The following is an 18,894-nucleotide window of genomic DNA, read 5'->3' as shown; positions in this document are numbered from 1 at the left end:
CAGCTAGCCTAGCGTACCCCCTTGCCTTGCTGATCGCCCTGCCACAGCAGGCTAATCAAGGGTGCCTGGGGGTCGCCCAGAACGCTGTAGAAGCGGTAGTCCACATACAATCCGTCGCCATCGTCTTGAATGTCCAGGGTGAGAAGGCCGTGGGTGGCGCGGGTAAATGCCTGGTTTGCGCTGGCGATACCCAGGTCATTGTTGATGCTGGCGGAGCCGGAAATTAACTGGCGTGTTCCCCGATATTCGCCTTCATCGGACAGGATATGGTCGTGGCCACCCACGATCAGATCCAGACTGCCCACCAGCTTGTTCTTGAGTCCCAGATTGATCATCTCATGGGCGTTGCCATGGGAGCCGGTACTGAACATGGGGTGGTGGGCAAAGCCAAGGCTGAGCTGACACTGGTGCTGGCGCGCCAGTTCGCGGCTGTTGTCCAGCCAGTTCCCCTGGCGGTGCAGGTGGTACCACTTTTCAAACCAGGTGGTTTCAAGGCTGAATGCGCAGGCATCTGGCCAGGTTTCGAAATAATAAAAATGCGGCAGATGGATCAGGGGGTGGCGGCGGGCTACCTTCAGCCAGGCCTCTCCATCCTGTTTCCAGTCATGGTTTCCCAGTACCAGATAAACCGGAATGCCGGCGGCCAGGGCGGGACGCAGTGGGGGCAGGAAGCGCTCTTCAATCAAGGGGTCATCCGGCCCGCTGATACCATCCGGGTAAACCAGGTCGCCCAGGTAGCGGATCTGGTCGCACTCCAGCTGCACCAGGGCCTTGCCGACGGCCAGAGCCGGCGGATTACCCCAGCCGGCATCGCCAATTACACAGATGCGCTGGCCCGCCAGCGGCTGCTGATGCACCAGCCAGGGCCCGGCCGGGGTATGCCACCACCAGGCGAGAATGGCGCTGCTGACGAGTAACAGCGCAATGATGCTGATGGAGCGGAGCCTGTCTCTCATGATCGCAGTGGTGTCTTGGCCTGGGAATCGGCAGTGTGATGGTCTGCCATGACGTGCAAGTGACAGGCGGTGGCCGTGAAGGATGCGTGCAAACCGGCCCGTTGCTATACTTCGCCGCCCAATTTTCAGGCTCAGGGCGTCCATTGCGCCACTGACAGGCAGGTTTATTCATGACTGAGGCAACCCAACCCATCAAGCGACGCGCTATCGCGCTGGTGTCCGGAGGGCTGGATTCCATGCTGGCTGTTAAGGTCATGCAGGAGCAGGGCATCGAAGTGGAAGGGGTGAACTTCTTCACCGGTTTCTGTGTGGAAGGACACACCCATGCGATTCGCAAGAAGGACAAGGATAAAGACAAGCGCAACAATGCCTTGTGGGTGGCCGAGCAGTTGGGCATCAAGATGCACATCATTGATATCTCCGAGGAGTACAAGGATGTGGTGCTCAACCCCAAGCATGGCTATGGCGCCAACCTGAATCCTTGTCTGGACTGCAAGATTTTCATGGTTAACCAGGCCACCTTGATGATCAACAAGGCGCGGGAGCTTGCCGGGGACAGGGGCTTTGACTTCATTGTTACCGGTGAGGTGATCGGCCAGCGGCCCAAGAGCCAGCGCAAGGAAACCATGCCGATCATCAGTCAGGAATCCGGTGCAGACGACCGCCTGCTGCGCCCGCTCTGCGCCCGGAACCTGCCAGCTACCCTGCCGGAGCGCGAAGGGTGGGTTAATCGCGACGAGTTGTACGACTTTTCCGGCCGGAACCGCAAGCCGCAGATGGCGCTGGCGAAAAAATTCGGGCTGGATGACTTTGCCCAGCCGGCAGGCGGCTGTTGCTTCCTGACTGATGAGTCCTATTCCAACAAGCTGGCGGACCTGTGGAAGGCACGTAACGAGCGCCGTTATGAGCTGGATGACATCATGCTGCTCAAGGTGGGGCGCCACTTGCGTCCCCAGCCTCACTACAAGCTGATCATCAGCCGTGAAGAGGGAGAAAATCGCTTCCTGGAAGGCTACCGATACATGTTTACCAGTATTACCACTGTCAGTTGCCCGGGCCCGTTGGCTTTGGTGGATGGTGCCTTTGACAGTGAGGAAGAGCTGGAGCAGGCCGCGGCCATCGTTGCGCGCTATTCCAAGGGGCGAGTGCTGGATGAAGTCACCCTGGAGGTGCGTCAGCCGGATGGCGTGGCACGTCAGGTAACGGTCAAGCCTGCGCTGCCGGATGACGTGCCTGTTGCCTGGAATGTGGGCTGAGAGAACGGGTATGGAAATGTCTGAAGCGATGCACGAACTGGATACCCGGCGCCTGCTGTGCCCGATGCCGGTCATCAAAACGCAGAATAAAGTCCGCACACTGAGCACCGGGGACTGCCTGCGGGTGGTCAGTACCGACCCTGGCGCTTTGAATGATATCCCCGCCTGGTGCCGGATTAATGGCCATGAAGTGCTGGAAACCGGCGAAGAGGGCAATGAGGTTTTTGTTGTCCTGCGGGTGGGCGAAGACAATGGTGCACTTTTTTAGTGCGCAATCGGGGGTGTGTGCTCATAATTGGTGCAATGAATGATGTGCAAACATTGCTGAAGACCGTAAAACTGGCTTGATGCGCTAAAAAAGGGCTGGCATGGTATTTGCCTCCCTATTGGCATTGAAGGCCGAGTGGCCGAGAATACCGGCTCTCTGCGTTGCTCCAGACCGGTGCAATGGAAAGAGTCAGAGATAAACCCGCTGTTCCTTAGGAGGACGCACGATAATGTCTGAAAAGACCCTCAAGCTAATCAAAGAAAACGATGTCAAATGGGTGGACCTGCGCTTCACCGATAGCCGTGGTAAGGAGCAGCACGTAACTCTCCCGGTGGGTGAAATCGACGAAGATTTCTTCACCGATGGCAAAATGTTCGATGGCTCTTCCATTGCTGGCTGGAAAGGCATCAACGAGTCCGACATGGTGATGATGCCTGACGACTCTACTGCCGTGCTGGACCCGTTCACTGACGTGGCCACCGTTAACCTGCGTTGTGACATTCTCGAGCCGAACACCATGACCGGTTACGAGCGTGACCCGCGTTCTGTTGCCAAGCGTGCTGAAGAGTACCTGAAGGCTACCGGCATCGCGGATTCCGCGCTGTTCGGTCCGGAGCCGGAATTCTTCGTATTCGATTCCGTGCAGTGGAAATCCGACATGCAGGGTTCCATGTATAACATTCACTCCGAAGAAGCCGCGTGGGTTTCCCACGAAGACTTCGAAGGTGGCAACATTGGTCACCGTCCGGGTGTGAAAGGCGGCTACTTCCCGGTTCCGCCGGTAGACAGCCTGCACGACCTGCGTGGCGCCATGTGTTCTGCCATGGAGTCCATGGGGCTGAAGATCGAAGTTCACCACCACGAAGTGGGCACTGCTGGCCAGTGTGAGATCGGTGTTGGCGCCAACACCCTGACCGCCAAAGCCGACGAAGTGCAGATCCTCAAGTACTGCACACATAACGTGGCTCACGCCTACGGCAAGACAGCTACCTTCATGCCCAAGCCGCTGATCGGCGATAACGGCTCCGGTATGCACGTTCACGTGTCCCTGGCCAAAGACGGCAAGAACCTGTTCGCCGGTGACGGCTACGCTGGCCTGTCCGACGAAGCGCTGTACTTCATTGGCGGCATCATCAAGCACGCCCGTGCCCTGAACGCCTTCACCAACGGTTCCACCAACTCCTACAAGCGTCTGGTGCCCGGTTTCGAAGCCCCGGTAATGCTGGCTTACTCTGCCCGTAACCGTTCTGCTTCCATCCGTATTCCGTTCGTGAGCAGCGCCAAGGCCCGTCGTATCGAAGCACGCTTCCCTGATCCGTCTGCCAACCCCTACCTGTGCTTCGCGGCACTGCTGATGGCTGGCCTGGACGGTATCAAGAACAAGCTGCACCCTGGCGACGCCATGGACAAGGATCTGTACGATCTGCCGGCTGAAGAAGCGAAAGACATCCCGACCGTGGCGCATACCCTGACCATGGCCCTGGATTGTCTGGAAGCCGACATGGACTTCCTGACCGAAGGTGACGTGTTCACCAAGGACATGATCGAAGGCTACATCTCCCTGAAGCGTGGTGAGATCGAGCGTCTGAACATGACCCCGCACCCGGTCGAGTTCGATATGTACTACTCCTGCTAATTTCCTTCGGGAAACATTGCAGAAAGAGGGCCCCCGCTTGTCGGGGGCTTTTTTTTGGTTTGCCGTGGGCAATGGGGCATTTTCGGATCAGGCTTCAGGCCCCTTGCGTCTGGTGGCAATCGACACTGCAGCAATTTGAGCAATTAGCCCTTTCCTGATGTCGAAGGAGAAGACAGAATCAGGGAAGAGAGTCATGGAGACGGTTATGAAAAAGCAATGGGGTCTGGTGCTGGGATTGATAGTTTTGCCGATGGCGCTGGTGGCAGAAGCAGAAGACAAGCCTGCCAGCGGCATTTACCGAAGCGTTGATGCCAATGGCAATGTGGTGTTCACGGATCAGCCACCGGAAAGCGGCGACGCCGAACAGGTGCAGTTGCGGGAGCTCAATACGGTGCCCACGGACAAAATGAAGCAGGTGCTGGATTCTGGCAATGAGCCGCAAGAAACGGCAGAGGAAGGGTATTCCAGCCTGGTGATTACCTCGCCAGACAACGAAGCCACGGTCCGTAATCCAGAGTCGGCAGTCCCTGTGTCAGTGAAGCTGGAGCCGGCACTGAAGCCGGGTGATTCCATGGTCCTTTACGACAATGGAGTAGCGCAGCCGGGCATGGAGCTTGAGATGCCTGATCGGGGTCTGCACCGTGTGGAAGTGAAGGTATTGGATGCGGATGGCAAGGTAAAAATCTCCTCTCCTGTAATCGAGTTCTATATCCATCGCAGTACGGTCAGTGATTTCCGGCAGCGCCCGGGTTTCGATCGTAATGGAGCTGCGGCAAATGTGGGCGGAGCTGCCAGTGTGGGCGGTTCTGCCAGCGTGGGGGGGGCTGCCAGTGCGGGTGGTGCGGCCTCGGTGGGCGGTGCCGCAAAGCCGGCCCGCCCAGCCCGTCCTGCCCTGCCGCGGCCTGCTCCTCGCAACTAAGTTGCACCTTTATGGTGCAACAAGCCTTCCCTTCCCGATACACTCCTTTCTGGATGTGTCTTAAAACGCATCATTGAACCTGAAATCGGGCGATTTAACGGTGCGTGCAAGATGGCCTGATAATTGCTTATGCCCTGTTATGGGCCAATAGTTTATGGGTGGTGGCATTTTGCACAAGCGGTTACTGGATAACCTGCGCACGGCAGTGGTAATGCTCGATAGTGAGCTATGCGTGCGCTACCTCAATCCTGCAGCAGAGATGTTGTTGGCCACCAGCGCCGTGCGTGCCATCGGGCAAACCCTCCCCGACTATTTTTATGACGACGAAGACGCTCGAACTGCACTTCAGCAGTGCATTGAGGACGAGCATCCATTTACGCGACGTGAAGCCAGGTTGTCTGTTGCTCCCGGCTATGAAGTTACCGTGGATTATTCGGTCAGTCCCATCAATGAACCCGGCCAGCCGTTGTGTCTTCTGCTGGAGTTACAGGCGCTGGATCGCCTGCTGCGTATTACCCGGGAAGAGGCCTTGTTGCATGCCCATCAGGCAACCCGGGCGCTGGTGCGGGGCGTTGCCCATGAAATCAAGAATCCGCTTGGTGGTATCCGCGGCGCAGCCCAGTTGCTGGAACGGGCTCTGCCAGACCCGGAGCTCACCGAGTACACCAAGGTCATCATCGATGAGGCCGATAGGCTAAGGAATGTGGCGGATCGCATGCTGGGGCCGCGCAAGCCGCCGCAGTTCCGGCCGGTAAATGTGCATGAATGCCTGGAGCATGTGCGCCAGCTGCTGTTGGCGGAGCATCCCAGTGGGGTGGCGATCTGGCGAGATTACGATATCAGTTTGCCGGACGTGATTGCCGACCGTGACCAGATGATACAGGTGCTGCTCAATCTGATCCGCAATGCCACCCAGGCCTTGCTGGAATCCTCCACGCAAGATGCCCGGATCATTATGCGTACCCGGGTGTTGCGCCAGTTCACCATTGGTTCCTTGCGGCACCGGTTGGTGTTGCGGGTGGATGTGATCGATAACGGCCCCGGCATCGATCCGGAGGTGCAGGAAACCCTGTTCTATCCCATGGTCAGTGGCCGTGCGGCAGGTACCGGGTTGGGGCTGTCCATTGCCCAGTCGATCATCAGTCAGCATCACGGCTTGATCGAATGCGAAAGCGTACCCGGGGAAACGGTTTTCAGTATCCTGCTGCCCATGGAGCAGCCGGAGGACGTCGAAAAAGAGATACACGCGTTATGAGTAAAACAATCGGAAATCCACGGAGAGGTTGGTCATGAGTGTAAGTATTTGGGTTGTAGACGATGACCGCTCCATTCGCTGGGTACTGGAAAAAGCACTGAGCCAGGAAGGCTACGCTGTCACCTGTTTTGAGGATGGCGATGAGGCACTGAATACTCTGGAAGAGGGTGGGAGCGAGCCGGAAGTCTTGATCAGCGATGTGCGCATGCCGGGGACGGATGGCCTGCGCATGCTCAAGATTCTGCAGCGCAAGAACCCCGATCTGCCAGTGATCATCATGACTGCCCACTCTGATCTGGATTCGGCGGTGGCCTCCTACCAAGGCGGGGCATTCGAATATCTGCCCAAGCCCTTTGATGTGGATGAGGCCGTGGCACTGGTGCGCCGCGCCATCAAGCATCGCGAAGAAACCCAGGAGGGGGTGCCGGCAGCGGTGGAAGAAGCCCCCACTGAAATTATTGGCGAAGCCCCTGCCATGCAGGAAGTGTTTCGCGCTATCGGCCGTCTCAGTCACTCCAACGTTACTGTTCTGATCAATGGTCAATCCGGTACCGGCAAGGAGCTGGTGGCTCGCGCTCTGCACCGTCATTCCATGCGTCGCGAAAAGAATTTTGTGGCATTGAACATGGCGGCTATCCCGAAAGATCTGATCGAATCCGAGCTGTTCGGTCATGAAAAGGGCGCCTTTACCGGTGCCAATAACCAGCGGGTCGGGCGCTTTGAGCAGGCCAATGGCGGCACACTGTTTCTCGATGAAATAGGCGACATGCCTCTGGAAGCGCAGACCCGTCTTCTGCGTGTGCTGCAGGAAAATGAGTTTTACCGCGTCGGTGGCACTACACCGATCCATGTGGATGTTCGTATTATTGCTGCTACTCACCAGGATCTGGAAAAGCTGGTGAAAGAGGGCGACTTCCGTGAGGATTTGTTTCATCGCCTCAATGTCATCCGTATTCATATTCCGCGGCTTTCAGAGCGACGCGAGGACATTCCTCGTCTGGCCAACTATTTTCTTCAGCGTGCGGCCAACGAGCTGGGAGTGGAGCCAAAGGTGTTGCACAAGGACACCGAGAAATATCTTCAGTCACAATCCTGGCAGGGCAACGTCCGCCAGCTGGAAAACACCTGTCGCTGGTTGACGGTCATGGCTTCCGGTCGTGAAGTGCTGGTGGATGATCTGCCTCCGGAGTTGAAAGAGGTAGTGGCCAGCCAGGGTGGCGATGTCAGTGGTGACTGGCTCAAGTCGCTGCGCAACTGGGCAGATCGCGCTCTTTCCCAGGGGGAACGCGGTATTCTCGAGCAGGCTGTGCCGGGCTTTGAGCGCACCATGATCGAAGTGGCGTTACAGCACACCGGTGGCCGCAAACGGGATGCGGCGGCGTTGCTGGGTTGGGGACGTAACACCCTGACCCGCAAGATCAAGGAGCTCGATATGGAAGGGGAGCTTGGGAGTGATGACGACTGAATAGAGCAATGAATAGTTAATAATGAATAATTAATAGCTACGCGTTTTTCATTGGTTTTTTCAGAAAGCAAAGAGGCCGCGCCCAATATTGGGCGCGGCCTCTTGCGTTTCAGATCGAAACAAAGTGCTTCCGCGCAGTTATTGATTATTCGCTATCAATTAATCAGACGTTCGCTTTCCAGACTCTCAATCTTCCAGTCGCCGTCCATCACCCAGTGGCTGTCCACCTGATAGCTGTCAGCCTTTTCCGGTAAAACATTGTGGCCTCCCCAGACTAGTGCGGTAAAACGTGCGCGGGCTGTCTTGCCGTTGGGGGCAAGGTCAATGCGGATGCCTGCCAGAGTCAGCTGGCGTTTGGGGTAGCGGAAGAACAGCCCTACCAGGGTGCGTTTGAGAGATTGACGATCCATGGCCTGATCACGGTGAATGACAGCGGATTCTGACAAGCGGTCCATGATGGTGCCGGTATCGCCGGCTTCCACGGCTTCCTCAAGTTCGGCAAGGGCGGTGCGAATCGCCTCTTCGGGCGGGGAGTCCTGACACCCGCTTAACAGTAGTTGCAGCACCATGATCAGCAGGTATGCTGCTTTTTTCAGTTTTGATAAAGATATCCCCATGGCACTGTTTCCTTATCTGGATTGTCGTCACCATTTTTATTTGCCGGTTGGAGACGGTCATCAATTGTATGTGGAAGAGAGCGGTAACCCAGCCGGGTTGCCGGTGGTGGTGTTGCACGGCGGGCCGGGAGGAGGAAGTTCCCCACAGCAGCGCCGCTTTTTTGATCCGCAGCAATTTCGCATTATCTTGCTGGATCAGCGAGGTGCAGGTCAAAGCAGGCCACTGGCCGGCATACGGTACAACACTACGGCGCACCTGGTGGCAGATCTGGAGAAGGTCCGTGAATATCTTGGCATTGAGCGCTGGCTGCTATTCGGGGGCTCCTGGGGGGTGACGCTGGCGCTGGCCTATGCAGCTGCCCATGCTGAGCGGGTGTTGGGAATGGTGTTGCGTGGCGTGTTTCTTTGCCGTCAGCAGGACATGGACTGGCTGTACACGTCGCAGGGCGCGGCGCGATTATTCCCCAGGGAATGGCAGGCGGTAAACGCGCCTGTGGCCGCGCTGTCCGGCTCATTGCTTGATCGTTATGCGGCAGCCATGGCCGGTGAGCGCGCGCGGTATTTTGCCCGCGCCTGGTGTAACTGGGAAGCGGTGCTGGCCGGCATGTCTCCCTTGCCGGACGGCCAGGGGGGTGATGACGAATTGTGCATGGCGGTCCAGGAAGTGCATTACTTTCGCCACGGCGGATTTCTCGAGATGCCTTTGCTGGAGGCTTGCGCAGGCAGTGTGCTGCCGGTGGAAATCGTGCATGGCGACCGGGATTTTGTCTGTCCCCTGGATCAGGCGGATGCCCTGCATCAGGTGCTACCCAACAGTGTGCTGAGCCGAGTGCCAGGTGGCGCACATTCCGCTTCGCATCCTGCAATCGCCAATGCGCTGGTGGCGGCAGTCAAACGGTTGCACAGGAGAATTGTAGAATGAAAGTGCTGATTCAGCGGGTTGCACAAGCCAGCGTTCAGGTCGATGGCAAAACCGTTGGTGAAGTCGGGCAGGGGCTGCTGCTGCTGATTGGTATTGAAAGTCATGACGATAATGCGCTGGTGGCGCGGATGGCGCAGCGAATAGTGGGCTATCGCCTGTTTGCCGATGACGCAGGCAAGATGAATCTCGACGTGCGTGATGTCGGTGGCTCGCTGTTGGCAGTGTCGCAGTTCACCCTCGCGGCAGATACCAAAAAGGGGCGGCGCCCCAGTTTTTCCCGTGCTGCAGCGCCGGAGAAGGGGCGTGAATTGTACCAATACTGTGTGGAGCGTCTGCGAGCAGAAGGGGTAACCGTTGCCACCGGTGTTTTTGCTGCCGATATGCAGGTTGCCCTGGTAAATGATGGGCCAGTCACATTTTTGCTTGAGTTGTGATCAACTGCGACATTCGTGTTGCAAAGGTGACGCCCTTGTTTATGATGAGATCAGTTGCCTGGAAAGGGTGACGGGGACTGCGCTGCCTTGTTTGCTACGACGGCAGTGCGATGCGGACTATCCTGTTCTGCATCCCCAGGGATGATTTTATAAAAACTTGGAGGTACTCAGGATGAAAAAGACTTTGATTGCTGCTGCCATGCTTGGCGCGTCTACTTCTGCCATGGCTGTGGCTCCGGGTGGTCCGGGCTGTGGTTGGGGCAACATGCTGTTTGAAGGCCAGTCCGGCATGCCGATGCATCTGCTGGCAACCCTGGTTAACGGCACTTCCGGTAATGCCACCTTCGGTATGACCACTGGTACCAACGGTTGTGACACCAGCGGTGGGCTGACTTACAGCGGCCAGAGCCTGTTGGGCATGACCGGTGTGATGGAAGAAGTGGCTCAGGATATGGCTACCGGTGAGGGTGAAGCCCTGACTGCACTGTCTGTTTCCATGGGTATCGAAGCGTCTGATCGTGCTCACTTTAACGCGGTAATGCACGAAAACTTCGCTGCTATCTTCCCACATCAGGACGTAACTGCTGACGAAGTAATGGCGTCCATTACTGATGTAATGAAGAAAGACGACAGCCTGTCCAAGTACCTTGCCTAAGGTCTGCGTTCAGGTTTGACGCAAAGCCCCGCTACAGGCGGGGTTTTGTTTGTCTGGCATGGGCTTTTTTTGCCAGGCAGTTATGATTTTTTGCCGGTTAAACGGACTTTTCAATGCGTGCGGTATTCCTGAGTATTCTGTTGTGTTGGTGCTCGACAGCTTCTGCTTCTCCCTCTGACAAGGAACTCGCCGCGCAGCCACGCTGGCAGGCGTTGTTACATATCAATCCTGGCGCTACCTTGCGTGATCGTCACCGCAGTTATGTGGATGATGAACAGTTTTTTCTGGCCGATAACGGCAAGGACGATCCTCTTGCCGAGCTGACGGCCAGCCGTGAGGCTCTCTCCGTAGGCGGCGCCGACGCCCGTTGCCGATTCCCGGCCCGATACCGTTATCTGGCGGAACAGCTGGATTGGCACGATGCGTCCCCGTTTTCCCATTGCGCGGGGTATCTGGAATGGCGCCAGGCCGTCACCGCGAAACGGGCCGTGCTGGTTTTTCCTGCCGCCTATCTGAACAGCCCGTCATCCATGTTTGGGCACACGCTGCTGCGCCTGGACCAGGGGGATGATTCTGCGGTGTGGTTATCCTGGGCGGTGAACTTCGGGGCCGTGGCAATGGCCGATGACAATTCCTTTTTCTACATCTATCGCGGGCTGGCTGGCGGCTATCCCGGACGTTTTGCGCTGGTGCCCTATGTGCAGAAGATCCAGGAATACTCTCACATGGAGAACCGGGACATGTGGGAGTACACCCTGGATCTGGACCAGCAGGAAATTGACTGGTTGATTGATCACTTGTGGGAACTCAAGGACATCAATTTCGATTACTACTTTTTTGATGAAAACTGTTCCTTCCGGTTGCTGGAACTGATGGAAGTCGCGCGTCCCGGTTCTCACCTGCTGGATGAATTGCGGTTTGCCGAGGTGCCGGTCAATACGGTGCGCGCGCTGGATGACGGGGGCTTTGTCAGCGAGCGCCACTATCGCCCCTCCAAGGCTGTAGAGCTGGATAATCTTCGTCGCCAGTTAAGTGGCCGCCAGCAATCGCTGGCCCGTCGGCTCGCCGACGATCCTGCATTACTGGATAGTGAGGCGTTCCTGGCCAACAGCGAAGAAGATCAGGCTGTCATTGTTACGGTGGCATACCGCTTTCTGCGCCTGAAGTTCCGCAAGGAAGACCGTACTGACAAAGTGGCAGGAGATTCCTTTGCGCTGCTTTCGGCCATGAACCGGTTGCCCGCAGTGACGATACCTGAGACAGACAATGCCCAACCCCCGGAAAAGGGGCATGGAACGCAGATGCTGGCAGTCAGCGGCGGGCAGCGCGATGTGAATCAGGATTTTGGTGAGCTGAGCTACCGTCTTACCTATCATGACCTGCTGGACAACCCCTATGGTTTCCTGCGCGGCGCCCAGATTGAAGGGATAGACCTGACCTTGCGCAGTACCGAGTCCGGTGATCCCAAACTGGAAGAGCTGGGCGTGGTGAGTATTCGCTCCATGGCGCCGCGAAACCGTTTCATGAAACCGCTGAGCTGGTATGTGGAAGGGGGGCTTGAGCGTGCGTGGGCCGAGCGCCGGCGTCTGGTCCGCTATGTGCAGGGCGGTGCCGGGGCGAGTTGGCACTGGGGCAACTGGCAGCCGTATCTGCTTTCCAGTTTCAGGCTTGAGAACAACAGTGCTTTTGACCGCTTCATGACGGCCGGTGCGGGCCTGGACGCGGGCATGCTGTATCGTCGAGGGGACTGGCAGTGGCAGCTGGGCAGTGTCGGCCACTATTTTACCAATGATGTGTATCGCCATACGTCTACGCTGGCGGTGCAATGGGCAATGACCCGCCAGCATGGGTTACGGGCGTCTTTCGAACGGGAAGGCTGGCGTGGCGATGGCGAGAACGAGTTCAAACTGCAATGGCGATGGTATTACGACTAGGCGTTGTGCTTCTGATGGCGTTTGCGCTGTCTGGTTGCAGCAAGCTGTTTTTTTATCCGATGGAACCCTGGGTGCAGAACCCGGAAAATCAGGGGCTGAGTTACGAGGATATCGTCCTGATACATCCCCGTGGTTTGCGCATTCATGGCTGGTGGTTGCCTGCGGCACCGGAAGTGCCGGTACGTGGCACGGTCTATTATCTGCACGGTAATGCCCAGAATATCAGTACCCACCTGGCCAACGTGCAGTGGTTGCCGGGCCGTGGCTATAACGTGTTCCTTCTGGATTACCGGGGCTATGGCCTGTCTGAGGGCAAACCTCGTCTACCTGATGTCTATGCGGATGTGCAGCTGGGACTGGACTGGCTGCGGACAGCACGGCGTACCGAAGGACCGTTGACCGTGTTTGGACAAAGCCTGGGTGGCGCCATGGCCGCCACAGTGCTGGGCGAAGAAGGGAATGCGCAGGCTGCGGATTGTGTGGTGCTGGAAGCAGCCTTTGCCAGTTATCGCGATATCACCAACGACATCATGAAGACCAGCTGGCTGCTCTGGCCGCTGCGCTGGATGGTGGTGCCGGGCATGCCTTCACGGGAGCAGGATCCGGAGCAACGCATTGCGGCCCTCTCTCCCACCCCTTTGCTGATCATGCATAGCGACGAGGATGAAATCGTGCCGTATGCCCACGGTGAGCGTCTTTACGCCGCGGCCTCGGCGCCGAAGACGTTTCAGCCTTTGCATGGAGGCCATGGGCAGAGCACCCGGGACCCGGCCGTACAGCAGCGCATCGTGGACTTTCTGAAAGAGAATGAGTGTGCCGCGGCACCGCCACAGGTTTCCGAACCGCAGCCGGCAGAACCTGCGGCGCCGGTACTGCCGCCACTGGATTCCGGCTCGCCCACCAGTGGCCCGGAAAGAGGTTATACCTTTTAACAGGTTGTGAAGCTGGGCCTTGCGGTTTGATGAGACGAATAGGGAGGAGGGCTTATTGCGGCTTTTTCTCTACCAGCCTGGCGGCCAGCAGCCCCATTTCAAACAGGAACCACATGGGTACAGCCAGCAGGGTCTGGCTGACCACATCCGGTGGTGTCAGCAGCATGCCAACCACGAAGCAGCCAACCACCACATAAGCCCGACCGGCACTGAGCTTGGCCACGGTGGTGGCACCGGTGCTGACCAGCAGCACAATGGCAATGGGCAGCTCGAAGGCCAGTCCGAAGGCCAGGAACAGGGCCAGCACAAAATCCAGATAGCTGCTGATGTCCGTGGTCACCGCCACCCCTTCCGGGGCGATGGCAGTGAAGAACTGGAACATCAGCGGAAAGACAACAAAGTAGGCAAACGCCGCACCGGCGTAGAACAGCACCACACTGCTGGCAAGCAGGGGGATGGCCAGTTTCTTTTCATTACGGTACAGGCCGGGCGCGACAAAAGCCCAGGCCTGATGCAGAACCACGGGAATGGCAACAAAAACGCTCAGGTATAGCGTTAGCTTGAAGGGTGCCAGGAAAGGCGCAGCCACTCCTGTGGCGATCATGCTGGTGCCTTCCGGCATGGCTTCCATCAAGGGGCGGGCGACCAGGGTATAGAGTTCCCGGGAAAAGTAGAACAGACCGAGGAAGACCACAAAGACGGCGGCCATGGCCTTGAGCAGGCGGTTGCGCAGTTCCAGCAGATGGGCAATCAGTGGCTGGCCGTTATCGGTGCTGGCGTCAGTCATTGCGGGTGTTGTCCTGGGTGCTGTCTGGCGGCTGGATGGTGTTGTTTTCTTCCTCTGCGGCAGGCTTGCGGGCCTTGGCAATCTGTTCCGGGCTCAGCAGGCTGTCCTTTGCTTCGCGGATACTGTCTTCATCCAGCCCCATCTGACGCATTTGTTTCTCCATGCGCTCGCGCATGTCCAGAGTCACCGCTTCCCGTTCCAGTTCGTTCTTCAGGCTGTTGAAGGTAGAGCGGGCACGGCCGATCCAGTGCCCCAGGGTGCGAGCGACCGTGGGCAGCCGCTCCGGGCCAAGCACTACCAGACCAATGATGAAGATCAGGGTCAGTTCGGTAAATCCGATATCGAACATGGAAGCCTCGCTTCAGTCTGACTGCTCAGGCCTGGTCCTTGTCCTTTTCCTTGCTATCCTGCGCAACGGACTCGTCTTTCTCATCATCCGCCAGGCGCTTCTGGTCCTGTTCTTCCTCGCCATCTTTCATGGCGCTCTTGAAGCCTTTGACTGCGCCACCCAGGTCACCGCCGATGTTGCGCAGTTTCTTGGTGCCGAACAACAGAACCACGATGGCCAGAAGGATCAGTAACTGCCAAATGCTGATACCGGATAACATGGGTACTCTCCGCGTTTATTGGATGTTTGCCTGGTCAGTGCTTGTGACTGCGCGAGGCTTTTTCGTCATGGCCGGACAGGCCGAAACGGCGTTCCAGTTCTGCCAGAACCTTGTCCGGGTGTTCACCCAGTTTGGCCAGCATGATCAGGCTGTGAAACCACAGATCGGCGGTTTCGCTGATCAATGCCTCGTTGTCACCGCTGACTTCGGCGTCCCGGGCCGCAAGAATGGTTTCCACGGCTTCTTCGCCAACCTTCTCGAGGATCTTGTTAAGCCCTTTCGCATACAGGCTGGCCACATAGGAGCTGTCTGGATCGGCGCCCTTGCGGGATTCCAGTACCTGGTGCAGTTGGCTAAGGATATCTGACATAGTTTGCGTGTTCTTTATGGTCCGCCGTGGGGCGGAATGTAAGTGGTTGCCCATTGTCGCCGAGGATCTCTCTGCGTTTGCAGGCCGACTCCTGTGCAATAAGGTTTGGGTAACAGGCCCACAGTCTAGCGCCGCCAGCCCCAGCTCACCAGTACCAGAGCCGCCGCGGAAAGGGGCCAGCTGTAGGGATTGGCCAGCCACAGGGCCGCGCCGGCACAGCCGAGCCCGGCAAAGCCCGCCAGTAGCTTGTGGCGATGGCGGACAAGTTGCTCCTCCATGCGGGCTTCCAGCCGATCCTGTTGATAGGGCAGGTCACGCAGGGTTTCCAGGCCGTCACGCAGCAGGTCGGGCATATCGGGCAGTTGCGCGGTCCATTCCGGCAGGCGGTTCTGCAGTTTCTTCAGGGTGGCGCTGGGGCCGTATTCGGCCATCATCCAGGCTTCCAGTAGCGGTCGGCCCGTGTTCCAGATGTCCAGCTGTGGGTAGATGCTGCGGCCCAGGCCCTCGATATGTACCAGGGTTTTCATCAGCAGGATGTACTGTACCGGCATTTCGATGTGGTAGTTGCGGGCCAGATCGAACAGTTTCATCACCAGCGGGGCGAATTCCAGCTGGTCCAGCTGGGCGGAGCGTACCGGCTCCACCAGATCGGTCACGGCACGTTCGAAACGGGGCCGGTCAATGGGGGCCCGGTTCCAGCCGGCACGGATCACCGCATCCACCAGGCCGCTGTAATCTTCGCGCATGACCGCGAGCACCATGCGACCCAATACATTCAGATCCTCCTTGGAGAGGCGGCCGGCAATGGCTGCATCCACCGCCATGTACTGGGGCGATTCCGGGTGTTCCGGATTGACGAAGATGTTGCCCGGGTGCATGTCCGCATGAAAAAGATTGAAGCGGAATACCTGGGAGAAGAAGATTTCCACGCCACGTTCGGCCAGCACCTTGGGATCGATACCGGCGGCCTTGATGCGCTCGATATCGTTCACCGGGATGCCGTTAATGCGGTCCATGATGATCACTGTGGAGCTGGAGTACTCCAGGTGGATGGCCGGAATGTAGAGCAACGGGCTGAACAGGAAGTGGCGGCGCATGGCTTCGCTGTTCCGTGCTTCGGCACTGAGATCCAGTTCGCCCAGAATGATGTCGCGGTAGTCAGCCACCACCTGCGCAGGGCGGAAGTAGCGGGCATCGCGCCATAGCCGCTCCAGCCAGCGGGCGCCGAAGGCCATGACTTTCAGGTCTCTCTCCACCACCGGGCGGATGGTGGGGCGCAGGATCTTGGCCACCACCTGTTGGCCGTTTTTTAAGGTAGCAGGGTGCACCTGTGCCACCGATGCCGCAGCCAGCGGGGTGGTGTCAAAGTCGTTGAATACGTCGTCGAAGGGTTGTTTCAGGCTGGCTTCAACCAGCGCGCGTGCCTGTTCGCCATCGAAGGGAGGCACCTGGTCCTGCAGGCGTGCCAGGGCGGCGGTCCATTCCGGCGGCAGCATGTCCTGGCGGGTGGCCAGCAGTTGGCCGAATTTGATGAAAATGGGCCCCAGTTGTTCCAGCGCCTTCTGCAGGCGTTCGCCTTCGCTGAGTTTGCCGGTGCCGAGCCAGCTGGACGGCATCAGGAAGGACAGGGTCAACAGCAGGCTGCGCAGCGGATGAGAGGGTAGCAGGGCAATCAGCCGGTAGCGGCACACCACGTGGGTGACCACCAGAATGCGGGTAAGGGGCAGCATCAGTGTTCGTTGCTCCCGCTTCTGGCGGCGCGCAGGCGCTGGATGCGGGCATCCAGTCTGTCCACATCCATGCGGATGTCGTCCACGTCCTGGCCAAACTCGTACACTTCACGGCGGCTGGGGATCAGGCCGGATTCGTTGCCCACGTAATCGCCGAGTTGGTCGACCAGTCGACTGGCGGCCTGTCGTGCCCAACCAAAAAACTGACGGGCACCGTAATCCAGTTGTTGGGCCAGTTCGGAACCGGTGATCGGCTCCAGCAAGGCGCCCCAGTCGATGTGCAGCTGGCGAGCCAGTGCCTGCAATTCCTGCAGCAGGTCACTATTGCCGGTGATTTGTACCGGGCCGCCAATGACACCGGGGCGGGTGTTCCAGTCCAGAAGCTGGGCCGCCAGATCCATGGGGTTGCCCTTCACTGCCACATCAGCGGTGGCGTCGCTGCGGTGATAGAGTTCCACGCCATCTTCCACAATCAGGGCATAGATCGCCAGGGGCGGCAGGGTGACTTCGATGGCCACCAGGCGCCCGGAGTGCACTGCCAGTTTACCGGCGGTGGCCGGGTCGGTGCGCAGGGCAGTATTGATGGCGCGCTCTGCCGTGGCCAGGGCCGTGGTGGAAAGCAGCCCCGGTGAGCGGGATTGGTCTTTGAGGCTCATCAGAACTTGAATCCTCTGTGCAGGGCAACGATGCCGCCAAGCATGTTGAAGTACTCGGTACGGGCAAAGCCGGCGCTGTCCATCATGCCCTGCAAGGTGTCCTGATCCGGGTGCATGCGGATGGATTCGGCCAGGTACTGGTAGCTGTCGGCATCGTTGACAATCATCTTGCCGAGCTTGGGCCAGACGGCAAAGGAATAGGCGTCGTAGGCTTTGGCGAGGGCCTTGTTGGTGGGGGTGGAAAATTCCAGTACCAGCAGGCGGCCGCCGGGTTTCAATACGCGCAGCATGGATCGCAGCGCCGCATCCTTGTCGGTGATGTTGCGCAGACCGAAGGCAATGGTGATGCAATGAAAGCTGTTGTCCTCGAAGGGCAGGCACTCGCCGTTCACCTGGGCCACCTGGGTGTTGTGGCTGCAGCCGGCGTCGATAAGGCGATCGCGACCCACTTCCAGCATGGCGTCGTTGATGTCTGCCAGCACCACGTTGCCGGTTTCGCCCACAAGTCGGGAGAACTTGATGGCCAGGTCACCGGTGCCGCCGGCCAGATCCAGCACTGAATGGCCCGGACGAATGCCGGCCAGTTCAATGGTCATGCGTTTGAGGATGCGATGGCTGCCCATGGAGATCAGGTCGTTCATCACATCGTATTTGCCCGCCACGGAGCGGAATACGCCGGCCACCTTTTGCTGCTTTTCCTGCCACGGTACCTGTTGGTAGCCGAAGTGTGTGACCTTTTCGTTGTCAGACATGGTGATTCTCAAACGGTGACGGGTGGTGGTCATAGACCCGGTTCATGATGGTCTCTTCCCGGGCGGCTAATTGTTCCAGTAGCAGCCCTACGCTGGGTACCGGTTTCATGACCCGGAAGCTGCGATCCATGAAATCATACAGGTTCGAAAAGCCCGCCGCATGGGCTGGCTTGCGTACCATGCGGAAGGTGGTCAGCAGCATGCGTGAGCGGATGTAACGATCCAGTCGATGCCCCAGCTCGGCCACCAATTGTAGCTGGCGGTGGCGATCACTGCGGTGGTCATCCTGGCGGAAACCGTTGAGGTAGCGCTGTTCCGTAAGCGGTTGATCCAGCTCATCGGCCAACAGTTCGGTCACTGCCTCATCCAGCTCCTGGGTGAGGATGGCGGCTTCCAGGGCGGCGGCAGAGGTAAGCATGACCTTGTCGGGTAGCAACTTCATGGCCTTGGGCAGGGCGCGACGGATTTCCCGGGCCACCGGCAGCAGCTCACGTCCACCGTACACCTCTTCCAGCAGGAAGCGGACGCCTTCGGCTGTCTGCGGATCCTCCAGCAGGTGGGCATGGGTGTTTTTCAGGCGCTCGCCCTGCCAGTCCTGCAGGCGGCGCAGGCGGGCCAGAAACACGGGGTCATCGCCGTGCTGGCGCAGGTCAAAGAAGCGGTCGAGATAATGTTGAAGCTGTTCGCCGGCGGTCATGAATTTTCCTCCGGCGGGGATGATAGCAGGAAAGTGGTCGGACGT

Annotated in this window: 21 protein-coding genes; 11 read left to right on the top strand and 10 right to left on the bottom strand. The window is 58.3% G+C overall.

The genetic code is table 11. The features are described from left to right. Positions 1-8 precede the first annotated feature (8 nt). Positions 9-956 carry a metallophosphoesterase gene (locus tag GQF00_RS06810; protein ID WP_161318421.1) on the bottom strand — a complete coding sequence of 316 codons (948 nt, stop codon included), beginning with the start codon at positions 954-956 and terminating at the stop codon, positions 9-11. A 170-nt stretch (positions 957-1,126) separates the two neighbouring features. On the opposite strand from GQF00_RS06810, the gene GQF00_RS06805 reads away from it, so the two are divergent. The 6 genes from GQF00_RS06805 to glnG all read left to right on the top strand — a co-directional run bounded on the left by GQF00_RS06805 (position 1,127) and on the right by glnG (position 7,755). Beyond that, positions 1,127-2,212 carry a tRNA (5-methylaminomethyl-2-thiouridylate)-methyltransferase gene (locus GQF00_RS06805; RefSeq protein WP_161318420.1) on the top strand — a complete coding sequence of 362 codons (1,086 nt, stop codon included), beginning with the start codon at positions 1,127-1,129 and terminating at the stop codon, positions 2,210-2,212. 10 nt (positions 2,213-2,222) lie between these two features. After that, positions 2,223-2,480, top strand: a complete 258-nt coding sequence (locus GQF00_RS06800) for a sulfurtransferase TusA family protein (protein ID WP_370519467.1) — start codon at positions 2,223-2,225, stop codon at positions 2,478-2,480. 229 nt (positions 2,481-2,709) lie between these two features. After that, on the top strand, positions 2,710-4,116 hold the full coding sequence (gene glnA, locus GQF00_RS06795; protein ID WP_161318419.1) for a glutamate--ammonia ligase: 1,407 nt from the start codon (positions 2,710-2,712) through the stop codon (positions 4,114-4,116). Between the two features lie 205 nt (positions 4,117-4,321). Beyond that, positions 4,322-5,035, top strand: a complete 714-nt coding sequence (locus GQF00_RS06790; RefSeq protein ID WP_161318418.1) for a DUF4124 domain-containing protein — start codon at positions 4,322-4,324, stop codon at positions 5,033-5,035. A 154-nt stretch (positions 5,036-5,189) separates the two neighbouring features. After that, positions 5,190-6,290 carry a nitrogen regulation protein NR(II) gene (gene glnL, locus GQF00_RS06785; protein ID WP_161318417.1) on the top strand — a complete coding sequence of 367 codons (1,101 nt, stop codon included), beginning with the start codon at positions 5,190-5,192 and terminating at the stop codon, positions 6,288-6,290. A gap of 28 nt (positions 6,291-6,318) precedes the next feature. Continuing rightward, positions 6,319-7,755: a nitrogen regulation protein NR(I) gene (gene glnG, locus GQF00_RS06780; protein WP_161318416.1), complete on the top strand. Its 1,437-nt coding sequence runs from the start codon at positions 6,319-6,321 to the stop codon at positions 7,753-7,755. Between the two features lie 155 nt (positions 7,756-7,910). Here the strand turns inward: glnG and GQF00_RS06775 are convergent, their stop codons facing one another. Continuing rightward, positions 7,911-8,372, bottom strand: coding sequence for a nuclear transport factor 2 family protein (locus GQF00_RS06775; RefSeq protein WP_161318415.1), 462 nt, complete (start codon positions 8,370-8,372; stop codon positions 7,911-7,913). On the opposite strand from GQF00_RS06775, the gene pip reads away from it, so the two are divergent. The 5 genes from pip (at position 8,371) to GQF00_RS06750 (ending at position 13,249) form a co-directional block, all read left to right on the top strand. Then, positions 8,371-9,294, top strand: a complete 924-nt coding sequence (gene pip / locus GQF00_RS06770; protein ID WP_161318414.1) for a prolyl aminopeptidase — start codon at positions 8,371-8,373, stop codon at positions 9,292-9,294. The genes GQF00_RS06775 and pip overlap by 2 nt on opposite strands. After that, positions 9,291-9,728: a D-aminoacyl-tRNA deacylase gene (gene dtd, locus GQF00_RS06765; protein WP_161318413.1), complete on the top strand. Its 438-nt coding sequence runs from the start codon at positions 9,291-9,293 to the stop codon at positions 9,726-9,728. The genes pip and dtd overlap by 4 nt, the downstream gene beginning before the upstream one ends. A gap of 172 nt (positions 9,729-9,900) precedes the next feature. Continuing rightward, positions 9,901-10,383: a DUF3015 domain-containing protein gene (locus GQF00_RS06760; protein ID WP_161318412.1), complete on the top strand. Its 483-nt coding sequence runs from the start codon at positions 9,901-9,903 to the stop codon at positions 10,381-10,383. A gap of 113 nt (positions 10,384-10,496) precedes the next feature. Then, complete coding sequence (locus GQF00_RS06755) at positions 10,497-12,317, top strand: DUF4105 domain-containing protein (RefSeq protein WP_161318411.1); 1,821 nt, start codon at positions 10,497-10,499, stop codon at positions 12,315-12,317. Further along, positions 12,296-13,249, top strand: coding sequence for an alpha/beta hydrolase (locus GQF00_RS06750; RefSeq protein WP_237440430.1), 954 nt, complete (start codon positions 12,296-12,298; stop codon positions 13,247-13,249). Before GQF00_RS06755 ends, GQF00_RS06750 begins: the two co-directional genes overlap by 22 nt. Before the next feature lie 52 nt (positions 13,250-13,301). Here GQF00_RS06750 and tatC read toward each other — a convergent pair whose 3' ends face one another. The 8 genes from tatC to GQF00_RS06710 all read right to left on the bottom strand — a co-directional run bounded on the left by tatC (position 13,302) and on the right by GQF00_RS06710 (position 18,849). Beyond that, positions 13,302-14,036: a twin-arginine translocase subunit TatC gene (tatC, locus tag GQF00_RS06745; RefSeq protein WP_161318410.1), complete on the bottom strand. Its 735-nt coding sequence runs from the start codon at positions 14,034-14,036 to the stop codon at positions 13,302-13,304. After that, complete coding sequence (tatB, locus tag GQF00_RS06740; RefSeq protein ID WP_161318409.1) at positions 14,029-14,385, bottom strand: Sec-independent protein translocase protein TatB; 357 nt, start codon at positions 14,383-14,385, stop codon at positions 14,029-14,031. Before tatB ends, tatC begins: the two co-directional genes overlap by 8 nt. 25 nt (positions 14,386-14,410) lie before the next feature. Then, a complete protein-coding gene (tatA, locus tag GQF00_RS06735) occupies positions 14,411-14,644 on the bottom strand; it encodes a Sec-independent protein translocase subunit TatA (protein ID WP_161318408.1) in 234 nt (77 codons plus the stop codon). Between the two features lie 34 nt (positions 14,645-14,678). Next, complete coding sequence (locus GQF00_RS06730; RefSeq protein ID WP_161318407.1) at positions 14,679-15,014, bottom strand: phosphoribosyl-ATP diphosphatase; 336 nt, start codon at positions 15,012-15,014, stop codon at positions 14,679-14,681. A 125-nt stretch (positions 15,015-15,139) separates the two neighbouring features. After that, positions 15,140-16,744, bottom strand: coding sequence for an AarF/UbiB family protein (locus GQF00_RS06725; protein ID WP_161318406.1), 1,605 nt, complete (start codon positions 16,742-16,744; stop codon positions 15,140-15,142). Continuing rightward, a complete protein-coding gene (locus GQF00_RS06720) occupies positions 16,744-17,400 on the bottom strand; it encodes an SCP2 domain-containing protein (protein ID WP_161318405.1) in 657 nt (218 codons plus the stop codon). Before GQF00_RS06720 ends, GQF00_RS06725 begins: the two co-directional genes overlap by 1 nt. Further along, positions 17,400-18,152: a bifunctional demethylmenaquinone methyltransferase/2-methoxy-6-polyprenyl-1,4-benzoquinol methylase UbiE gene (gene ubiE, locus GQF00_RS06715; protein ID WP_161318404.1), complete on the bottom strand. Its 753-nt coding sequence runs from the start codon at positions 18,150-18,152 to the stop codon at positions 17,400-17,402. The genes GQF00_RS06720 and ubiE overlap by 1 nt, the downstream gene beginning before the upstream one ends. After that, positions 18,145-18,849, bottom strand: coding sequence for a hypothetical protein (locus GQF00_RS06710; RefSeq protein WP_161318403.1), 705 nt, complete (start codon positions 18,847-18,849; stop codon positions 18,145-18,147). Before GQF00_RS06710 ends, ubiE begins: the two co-directional genes overlap by 8 nt. Between the last annotated feature and the right edge of the window lie 45 nt (positions 18,850-18,894).

The sequence above is a fragment of the Alcanivorax sp. DP30 genome, assembly GCF_009882945.1.
Lineage (GTDB): Bacteria > Pseudomonadota > Gammaproteobacteria > Pseudomonadales > Alcanivoracaceae > Alcanivorax.
This window is presented reverse-complemented; position numbering and strand designations above follow the sequence as displayed.

Bases quoted from the DNA above. Each gene is read 5' to 3' on its own strand.
- GQF00_RS06810 (WP_161318421.1), bottom strand. From the start codon at position 956: ATGAGAGACAGGCTCCGCTCCATCAGCATCATTGCGCTGTTACTCGTC.
- GQF00_RS06805 (WP_161318420.1), top strand. From the start codon at position 1,127: ATGACTGAGGCAACCCAACCCATCAAGCGACGCGCTATCGCGCTGGTG.
- GQF00_RS06800 (WP_370519467.1), top strand. From the start codon at position 2,223: ATGGAAATGTCTGAAGCGATGCACGAACTGGATACCCGGCGCCTGCTG.
- glnA (WP_161318419.1), top strand. From the start codon at position 2,710: ATGTCTGAAAAGACCCTCAAGCTAATCAAAGAAAACGATGTCAAATGG.
- GQF00_RS06790 (WP_161318418.1), top strand. From the start codon at position 4,322: ATGAAAAAGCAATGGGGTCTGGTGCTGGGATTGATAGTTTTGCCGATG.
- glnL (WP_161318417.1), top strand. From the start codon at position 5,190: ATGGGTGGTGGCATTTTGCACAAGCGGTTACTGGATAACCTGCGCACG.
- pip (WP_161318414.1), top strand. From the start codon at position 8,371: ATGGCACTGTTTCCTTATCTGGATTGTCGTCACCATTTTTATTTGCCG.
- GQF00_RS06775 (WP_161318415.1), bottom strand. From the start codon at position 8,372: ATGGGGATATCTTTATCAAAACTGAAAAAAGCAGCATACCTGCTGATC.
- dtd (WP_161318413.1), top strand. From the start codon at position 9,291: ATGAAAGTGCTGATTCAGCGGGTTGCACAAGCCAGCGTTCAGGTCGAT.
- GQF00_RS06760 (WP_161318412.1), top strand. From the start codon at position 9,901: ATGAAAAAGACTTTGATTGCTGCTGCCATGCTTGGCGCGTCTACTTCT.
- GQF00_RS06755 (WP_161318411.1), top strand. From the start codon at position 10,497: ATGCGTGCGGTATTCCTGAGTATTCTGTTGTGTTGGTGCTCGACAGCT.
- GQF00_RS06750 (WP_237440430.1), top strand. From the start codon at position 12,296: ATGGCGATGGTATTACGACTAGGCGTTGTGCTTCTGATGGCGTTTGCG.
- tatC (WP_161318410.1), bottom strand. From the start codon at position 14,036: ATGACTGACGCCAGCACCGATAACGGCCAGCCACTGATTGCCCATCTG.
- tatB (WP_161318409.1), bottom strand. From the start codon at position 14,385: ATGTTCGATATCGGATTTACCGAACTGACCCTGATCTTCATCATTGGT.
- tatA (WP_161318408.1), bottom strand. From the start codon at position 14,644: ATGTTATCCGGTATCAGCATTTGGCAGTTACTGATCCTTCTGGCCATC.
- GQF00_RS06730 (WP_161318407.1), bottom strand. From the start codon at position 15,014: ATGTCAGATATCCTTAGCCAACTGCACCAGGTACTGGAATCCCGCAAG.
- GQF00_RS06725 (WP_161318406.1), bottom strand. From the start codon at position 16,744: ATGCTGCCCCTTACCCGCATTCTGGTGGTCACCCACGTGGTGTGCCGC.
- GQF00_RS06720 (WP_161318405.1), bottom strand. From the start codon at position 17,400: ATGAGCCTCAAAGACCAATCCCGCTCACCGGGGCTGCTTTCCACCACG.
- ubiE (WP_161318404.1), bottom strand. From the start codon at position 18,152: ATGTCTGACAACGAAAAGGTCACACACTTCGGCTACCAACAGGTACCG.
- GQF00_RS06710 (WP_161318403.1), bottom strand. From the start codon at position 18,849: ATGACCGCCGGCGAACAGCTTCAACATTATCTCGACCGCTTCTTTGAC.